The sequence below is a fragment of the Mailhella sp. genome, from assembly GCF_057866825.1.
Genome location: NZ_DBMAHT010000094.1, coordinates 1 through 8,249 on the forward strand (window position 1 = coordinate 1; position 8,249 = coordinate 8,249).

Here is an 8,249-nt window from a genome sequence, read left to right on the forward strand (position 1 = left end):
ACGGCTCCCTTTTCTGTTAAATTTTTTCCGCCCAGGCCTCTCTTCCCACCGTGCCGTCTTTTTGCGTGCCGCAGGGGACTCTCAGAGTCATCTCGTTCCTCGCTCCCGCGGGCGCATAGCTCCTTCCGCAGAAACACCGCAGGCAGTCCGTGCGTCAGACTCTCTCCCGCGGACGCGTCGTTCCTGGCTTGTCTTTTCCTGCGCTCTCTTGTTCGCCAGCCCCGGTGGCTGCGGAAAAGCCAGTCCCGCCTGCAAGAAAGAGGGGGGAGAGACGTCTCTCGAAAAATGTTTTGGGGCATTTTCCACGACGTCCGAAGCGATTCGGTCGCACTGCCCAGCTGCTCAAAAAAGCCGCAGCGTCGGAGAGACGGGGATTTTCGGCAGACAGTCACCGGCATTGCCGGGCACGCTGTCCCCGGCAGTCGGAACGCGATTCCCGAGAGCTTCGATGCAGCCGATCTGTGACGGCGAACACGCCCGGATAGGGACCGATACGATTGCTGTCGAGCTTTTCTTTTTTTGACTGTATCTTTATTTTTTTGCAGACTTTTTATAAGCATGTCCGCCGGTGAACGCTGTGCCTGATCGGCATTATTCATGAAAATACATAGTAAGCACAATGAGTTGGTAAAAAAGTGCTGTTTCGGGCATGGTGAAAGATTACACAAAATACTCTGCAACGTGCGCGCCGCAGCTGCGTTGACGCTGCTGTGGAGTGCGTCACAACGTCCGGACAATTTTTATTAATTTTGATGGGAGATTTACTTGCCTAGCGGAGTGAAAATGGGCAAAATACCTTGTTGACGCTGTAATACCCGGCATGCGTAGAATCGTATGCCGGAATTTTATCGTCCAAGGAGTGCATATGTCGAAACCCCAACAGCCCGTCGGGGCTATGAACCGCTTCCTCAACGCCGTGGAAGCCGCAGGCAACAAACTGCCGCACATCACCATGCTTTTCATCTATGCCCTGGTGATAGCCATTATTTTGTCCTTCCTCCTGTCGTTCGTTTCGTTTGACTACAAGCATCCGAGCACGGGAGAAACCATTCGCGTCCTCAACATGCTCAGCCCGAAGAATCTGCTGGATCTTGTGGTTTCCTCGGTCAAGAACTTCATGAACTTCCCGCCGCTCGGCATGACCATCGTGGCCACCATGGGCATAGGCATTGCCGAAGGCAGCGGATTCATTCACGTGCTGCTTAAAAAGCTGCTGAGCATCATTCCGCGAAAGATCCTCACTCCCGCCGTCATCGTCGTCTCCATTCTCTGCCACATCGTGTCCGACTCGGCCTATGTGGTGCTCATGCCGGTTTCCGCGCTTATTTTCTACTCCTGCGGACGTCATCCTCTGGCGGGCATCGCCTGCTCCTTCGCCGGTCTGGCCGGCGGCTTCACGGCAAGCTATACGCCTTCCATCATCGACCCCGTCATGCAGAGCTTCACGCAGGCGGCCGCGCAGACACTGGATCCGACGTATTCCGTCAACGTGCTGTGCAACTACTTCTTCGCTTTGGGCGGCACGTTCTTCGTCATCGACGCGTGCTGGTATGTCACGGACAAGATCGTCGAGCCCCGTCTGCGCATGACCATGCCCCTCGACAGCGGTCTGGAAAACGATCCTGATCTGCAGCTGAATCCCATCAGCCCCGAGGAACAGCGCGCCTTCCGTCGCGCCTGCCTCACCTGGCTGGCCTTCATTCTGCTGTTCTTCGCCATGTGCTGGCCGGAACATTCCCTGTTCCGCGCTCCCGACGGCAGCCTGACCAGTCCCAAGGCTCCCGCCATGCAGGCCATTGTTCCCCTGCTGTTCCTGTTCTTCGCCGTGCCCGGTCTGGTGTACGGCTATGCTTCCGGCTCGTTCAAGAACAGCACGGACGTCATCAAGTCCATGGAACACGTGCTGACCATGCTCCTTTCCTTCATCGTGTTCGCGTTCTTTGCCGCGCAGTTCCTGTATGTGTTCGGCAAGTCCAACATCGGCACGCTGCTCGCCATCGCCGGCGCGGAGTTCCTGAAGAACATGGGCCTGCCCTCGGGCATGACGCTGTTCGGCATCATTCTGCTGACCGGCATGCTGAACATCCTCATCACGTCGGCCACGTCGAAGTGGGCCATTCTGTCCACCATTTTCGTGCCCATGCTCATGATGCTGGGCATTTCTCCCGAACTCACCCAGGCCGCGTTCCGCGTGAGCGACTCCGCCGTGAACGTGTCCACGCCGCTGTTCCCGTTCTATCCGCTGCTCATCATGTACTGCCAGAAGTACGCCAAGGCCACGGGCGTGGGCACGCTCTGCTCCATGATGCTCCCCTATACGGTGGCGCTGCTCGTGGTGCTCACTTTCGTGCTGTACATGTACTGGATGATAGGCATTCCGCTGGGCTTTGACAGCGGTTATGTGTATCCTCCCGTCAAGTAAACTCTTATGCATCAAGAAGGCAAAAGTCATGAAACATGAATACGCCGACGAACTGACGGAACGCTTTTTGCGTTATGTCGCCGTTCCTTCCGAAAGCAATCCTGCCGCGGGCGTCGTCCCTAGCACGGAAGGACAGCGGGAACTGGCCCGTCTTCTGGCAGGCGAACTTCAGGTCATGGGCCTCGAAGACATTGATATCGACGAACATTCCATACTGACCGCCAAACTGCCGGGCAACGTGTCCGGCGCTCCGGCCGTGGGCTTTGTCGCTCATCTCGACACCGTGCCCGTCTCGCTTTCGCCCGAAGTGCATCCCCAGATGCTGCACTATGAGGGCGGAGACGTCTGCCTGAACGCCGAAAAGGATATCTGGCTGCGTCTTGCCGAGCATCCCGAACTCGCGAACTACGCAGGACAGGACATCATATTTACCGACGGCACCAGCGTGCTCGGCGCGGACAACAAGGCCGCCATCGCCAACGTGATGACCATGCTGCATGTGCTCTCTTCCGGCGACAGACCGCACGGGGAAATCCGCGTGGCCTTCGTGCCCGATGAAGAGATCGGCCTTTGCGGCTCCAAGCTGATGGATCTGAACAAGTTCAAGGTCGATTTCGCCTACACCATCGACTGCTGCGCGGTGGGCGAACTCGTGTATGAAACGTTCAATGCCGGCAGCGTGCTCTTTGAGATTGAGGGCGTGACGGCACATCCCATGTCCGCCAAGGGTGTTCTTGTCAATCCGCTGCTCGTGGCCACCGACATCATCAACTGCTTCGACCGCAAGCAGACGCCCGAGCACACCGACGGCAAGGAAGGGTACTGGTGGTTTACCGGCATGGAATCCAACAGCAGCCGCTGCACCCTGCACATGAACATTCGTGACTTCGACAAGAAGTGCTACGAAGCCCGCAAGAAGTACGTGCAGGACGTGGTGGACTTCACGCGCATCCGCCACAAGAGAGCCAAGATCAACGTGACGTTTACGGACGTGTACGGCAACATTGTGGAATCGCTCGGCGAAGACAGAGCGCCCATCGACCTCATGTACGAAGCCGCGCACGAGATCGGAGTGGAGCCGAAGACCATCGCCATGCGCGGCGGCACCGACGGTTCCGCCCTGTCCGCCAAGGGCCTTGTGACCCCCAACTATTTCACCGGCGGGCTGAACTTCCATTCCAATGCGGAATTTCTGCCCGTTCCGTCTCTGTGCAAGTCTCTTGAGATGACGCTCAAGATTCTGGAGCTTGCAGTAAAGAAATCCGCCTGCTGATTTCCGTTGACAGCATGATGAAAAGCGCCTCGCGTCCTTGCCGACCGGGGCGCTTTTTTCATGCCCGGAGAACTTCCGACCGGCGAGTCGAATGTGGAGGGGAAGGGCAGCGGCTTGACAAAGACGCCTCACCCGGCGCGAAGGTCGGCAATCTGCCTTGAAAAAGGATCCGGGAACGGCAAAGGGCGGGAACGCGTGGCGCGGCGGAAAAGCGCGTCGATCTGCGTCAACGATGGCGAGCCTGTGTTTCGGACTCCCGCCGCAGGCAGAGGGGCATGCAGCCGTTTGGAGTTGCAGGGATGATGTTCGATGCGTGGCGGTCCCGGTTTCCGGCGGTTAAACGAGATTCGGCGGCGGAGATGTTCCGTCGCCGGATCGATTCGTGAAAGCGATATGTTGCCGTTAGCGCTCGCGGGAAGAGCAGCAGCTGGTCTGACAGGCGGCGGGAGCCTTGCTGAAGTGGATGAGGCAGAGCATGACGCCCATGAGGATGAGGGCGGTGCCTATCCAGAAGGAGAGGGACACGGCTTCGCCCAGGAAGAGAATGCCGAGAATGGTGGCCGTGAGCGGCTGAACCGGATAGAAGGCGGAGCAGGTTCCGGCTTCTATGAGGGACAGGCTTTCATTCCAGAGCAGATGGGCGACGCAGGTGCACATGACGGCCATGTACAGCAGCGAAGCCACGACTCCGGCGTCCCAGACGGCGGGCGTGTGCATGAGTTCCACGGCGGAGGCGGGCAGCGTGAACACGAGGGCGACGCCCATGCTCCAGGCGGTGATGATGAGCGGATGATACTTGTGTCCGATCTTGCGGATGATGATGGACACGTACGACCACAGAAGCACGGAAATGAGGGAAAGGATGATGCCCGTCATCATGTCGCTGCCGTGAACGCCGCCGATGATGAAGTACACGCCGACGATGCCGAGAGCAAGGCCGATGACCTTCTGGATGGTGAGGCGCTCATGCAGGAAGATGGCCGCCATGATCATGATGACGATGGGGTTCAGCGAATTGACGAGCGCGGCGAAGGAGGCGTTGGAAAACTTGGTGCCCAGCAGCTGGAGCACCAGAGCCACGAAGTAGCCGAAGAAACCGATCATGAAGATGTATTTGTAGTCCTGACGCTCAACGGGCCGGAATTTCTTTATGCGTATGAGCACGAGGAGCAGCAGGAAGGAAATGGCGTACCGCACGAGGGAAACCGTGAAGGGCGGCACCTTGTCGAGCACGTATTTGCTCACGACGTAGAGACTGCCCCACAGAAAGAAGGTGAGGAAGAGGTAGAGATAGACGAGTCTTTCATGCAATGTTTTCATGGGACACTCCGGGGCGGGAAAAGCCGGTCAGCTCTTCTCGTCGACAAGGGAAAGTTTTTTCCAGTTTCCGCGGCGGAAACGGACGATGAATATACCGGCTCTGCACAGTTCGTCGGCGCTCATGGCCACCCATACGCCGATGATGCCGAGCCCCAGAACACTGCCGAGAAGCCATGAACCGCAAACGGCCACGGCCCAGCAGAAAATGATGGCCAGCGTGGTGGGAAAAAGTACGTCGCCGCAGGTCTGCAGGGCGCGTACCATGACGATGTTGATGGCGCGTCCGATTTCCAGCGCAATGTCGATGAGCATGACGGTGCGGCAGAGGCTGATGACGTCGGGATTGTCGGTCAGCAGGCCGAAAATGGTATTCGCAAACAGCGCGATGGCGACGGAAATGGTGATGGACGCCGCGCAGGAGACCACGGTGACCCAGACCACGAGTTCTTCGGCTTCCTGATGGCGTTTAGCGCCGAGCGCCCGGCCGAGCAGAATCTGCATGGCCTGGGAAATGGCCGAAGTGAACAGGTACGAGCACATGGCGAGCATGGTGGCGTAGGTTTTCACCACGGCTTCCATGGTGCTGAACGTGTTGATGATGGCCAGAATGACGATTTGACTGAAGGAATAGGAAATGGACTCTCCGCAGGAGGGAAGGCCGATTTTGAGTATTTTCAGCAGTTCCGAGCGGCGGCAGCGGAAGAGCTGCGTTATGGAGAGGTTGAGGCGCAGATATTTTCTGACCTCATAAAAAAGGATGAGGGCGCCCATGAGGCGGGAGATCACGGAGGGAATGGCGACGGCCACGGCGCCCTGCATGCCGAACCCCCAGAGAAAGAGGGCGTTGCCGCTGATGTTGATGATGTTGAAGAGAAAGGCCACGAAAAGGCACTGCTTCATGTAGGTGTTGCTGCGCAGATAGGCGCTCAGCGACAGCATGACGGCCTGAAGGAAGAGGCCGCTTCCCGTGATGCGCAGATAGATGACCGCCTCGTCCATGATTTCCGGCTGAACGTGGATGGCGGAAAGCACGGGTCGGGCGAGCACGGCGAGCAGCACGCCGATGGAGAGGCTGACGGTCAGATTGAAGTAGAAGGAAAGCACATAGACCTGCTGTTCCTTTTCCTTGTTGTGCGCGCCCTTGTATTGGCTGATGAGGATGAGGGACGCCGCGGAGAGCACGGACAGGCTGACGGCCAGCATGTCGAGAATGGTGTTGGCCTGATTGATGGCCGTGGCGCTGTAGTCGTTGCCGACCATGATTTTGTCCACGTTGCCCACGAGAAGCTGCAGCACGAGTTCCAGAAAGATGGGCAGGGTCAGTCTCAGGAGCAGGCGGATGTCGATATGTTGTTTCTGAAGCCGGAACATGGAACGTAGGGGATGCGGTGAAAGGGTCGGGCTGCCCGCGGGCGGAATGCGCCTTGCCGGAACAGGGCGGGGCCTCAAGCTTTGGAGGTCGGGCGCAGTCCGCGGTCAATCTGCTCCGGAAGGCGGAGCTTGTAAAGAACAAGGGGGCGACAAAACGTCGGACGAAGATCGGCAGGATTGCCGAAGTCTGTTCAGAGTCCCGTTGCCACGGCGATGACCATGACGATAATGGCCATGAGCGTCCACAGAAGAAAGAGCGGCAGAACCCATCCCGCCCACCTGCGGTAATCGAGGCCCGCCATGGCGATGCTGGCCATCATGGTGCCGTTGGTGGGAAAGATGACGTTCGAGAGCCCGTCGCCGAGCTGGAAGGCCAGCACGGCGGTCTGACGGGAAATGTCCACGACGTCGGAAAGCGGAGCCATGATGGGCATGACCACGGCGGCCTGACCCGATCCCGAGGGAACGAAAAAGTTGAAGAGAAGGTTGAAGATGAACATGACCGGAGCCACGAGCACGCTGTGCAGGCTGTTCAGCGCGACGGCCATGCCGTAGATGATGGAGTGGAGGATATACCCTTCGCTCAGCACGACGGAAATGCCGGTGGCAAGGCCGATGAGCATGGCGGAAAAGGTCATCTGCCGGGCTCCCTGAAGGAATCCGGCGACAAAGCCGTTCATGCCCATGCCGGTGACGAGGGCGCAGAACATGGCCACGAGCATCATGATGCCCGCCATGTAGTTCATGCCCCAGTGCCAGGAGAGGGAGCCCCATACATAGATGCCTAGTCCCGCCATGAGACCGAGCAGGGCGAGCGCGTGACGGCCGTTGAATGCTGGAGTGTCGCTTCGGGGCGCTTCGGGTGCGGCGGAAGCCGGTTCTTCATGAGGCGCGCGGCCGATTCTGCGGGCGTAGCGTACGATGAACAGCATGGTGGGCAGCAGAAAGACCAGCCACACGACGCTGCGGAAGCCGAATCCCGAGAGCATGGGCAGACCGGCGATCTGCTGGGCGATCTGCACGGTCATGGCGCACACGGGGCTGGTGGCGTAGCCGCCGTAGGCTGCAAGGAACATGATGGCCACGCCCGTGATGTTGTCGGCGCCGAGCCTGCGGGCAAGAATGACGCCGATGGGAATGGTGGCCACGACGGGATTGGCCATGACGCCGGAGGCCCCGAGAATGCTCATGATGACGATGACGGCGGGCAGAATGAGGAAGGAGCGGGTTCCCAGCCTTCCGACCAGCCAGCTTATGAAGGCGTCCACGGAGTTGCTGGCGATGAGCACCTGAAAGTAGCCTCCCACGAGAAAGGTGAACACGATGATGGGACCGGCCTTGACCATGCCGGCGAATACGGCGTCCACCAGGCCCCAGGGAGAAACGCCCTGCTGGGGAATGGCGTGATAGGTGGCCGGATCAAGGAGCTTTGTGCCTGCAATGAGATCGTATTGCCCCGCGGGAATGACGTGGGTCAGCACGGCGGCGAGGATCATCATGGCAAAAACGATGACCAGCGAGTTGGGAAACTGAAATTTTTTTGCGGAAGTGTTCATGGCGGGATCGTCGGTTGTCGGCGGAAAAGGTTACGCGTTGTCGTCCGGCAGGGAGAGAATGGCGGCAACGAGCTTTTTGCACTGGGGCACCAGGGAGGAGAGCAGGGCGTATTCCTCCTTTGTATGGGCGTTGGCCCCGCCTATGCCCAGAGCGCACAGCGTGGGAACGCCCGTCTGCGTGACGAAGGCGCTGTCGGAACAGCCGCCCGTGGAGACGAAGGAAACCGGCCCGTAGCCCAGTTCGCGCGAGGCTTCGTCATAGACGGCGGCCAGCGCGTCGGTGCCCGGCGTTTTTTCCATGGCGGGG

6 protein-coding genes are annotated in these 8,249 nt (G+C 58.9%); 2 read left to right on the plus strand and 4 right to left on the minus strand.

All coding sequences use genetic code 11. From position 1 onward, the window contains the following. Window positions 1–865: 865 nt before the first annotated feature. Both ACZM96_RS08265 and pepT read left to right on the plus strand, forming a co-directional pair. On the plus strand, window positions 866–2,422 hold the full coding sequence (locus ACZM96_RS08265; protein WP_489488470.1) for an AbgT family transporter: 1,557 nt from the start codon (window positions 866–868) through the stop codon (window positions 2,420–2,422). Window positions 2,423–2,450: 28 nt separating this feature from the next. Further along, window positions 2,451–3,695, plus strand: a complete 1,245-nt coding sequence (pepT, locus tag ACZM96_RS08270) for a peptidase T (RefSeq protein WP_489488471.1) — start codon at window positions 2,451–2,453, stop codon at window positions 3,693–3,695. A gap of 402 nt (window positions 3,696–4,097) precedes the next feature. On the opposite strand, the gene ACZM96_RS08275 is transcribed toward pepT, so the two are convergent. The 4 genes from ACZM96_RS08275 to ACZM96_RS08290 all read right to left on the minus strand — a co-directional run. Beyond that, complete coding sequence (locus ACZM96_RS08275) at window positions 4,098–5,015, minus strand: DMT family transporter (protein WP_489488472.1); 918 nt, start codon at window positions 5,013–5,015, stop codon at window positions 4,098–4,100. A gap of 27 nt (window positions 5,016–5,042) precedes the next feature. Further along, window positions 5,043–6,386 carry an MATE family efflux transporter gene (locus ACZM96_RS08280; protein ID WP_489488474.1) on the minus strand — a complete coding sequence of 448 codons (1,344 nt, stop codon included), beginning with the start codon at window positions 6,384–6,386 and terminating at the stop codon, window positions 5,043–5,045. Between the two features lie 191 nt (window positions 6,387–6,577). Beyond that, the gene (locus ACZM96_RS08285) at window positions 6,578–7,942 is read right to left on the minus strand and encodes a YfcC family protein (RefSeq protein WP_489488475.1); all 1,365 of its coding nucleotides are present in this window, start codon (window positions 7,940–7,942) and stop codon (window positions 6,578–6,580) included. Between the two features lie 30 nt (window positions 7,943–7,972). Next, a partial coding sequence (locus ACZM96_RS08290) for a M20/M25/M40 family metallo-hydrolase (RefSeq protein ID WP_489488476.1) occupies window positions 7,973–8,249 on the minus strand: 277 nt, incomplete at its 5' end.

What these genes read in the sequence shown, in the direction of transcription:
- ACZM96_RS08265 (WP_489488470.1), top strand. Translation starts at nt 866, where the DNA reads ATGTCGAAACCCCAACAGCCCGTCGGGGCTATGAACCGCTTCCTCAAC.
- pepT (WP_489488471.1), top strand. Translation starts at nt 2,451, where the DNA reads ATGAAACATGAATACGCCGACGAACTGACGGAACGCTTTTTGCGTTAT.
- ACZM96_RS08275 (WP_489488472.1), bottom strand. Translation starts at nt 5,015, where the DNA reads ATGAAAACATTGCATGAAAGACTCGTCTATCTCTACCTCTTCCTCACC.
- ACZM96_RS08280 (WP_489488474.1), bottom strand. Translation starts at nt 6,386, where the DNA reads ATGTTCCGGCTTCAGAAACAACATATCGACATCCGCCTGCTCCTGAGA.
- ACZM96_RS08285 (WP_489488475.1), bottom strand. Translation starts at nt 7,942, where the DNA reads ATGAACACTTCCGCAAAAAAATTTCAGTTTCCCAACTCGCTGGTCATC.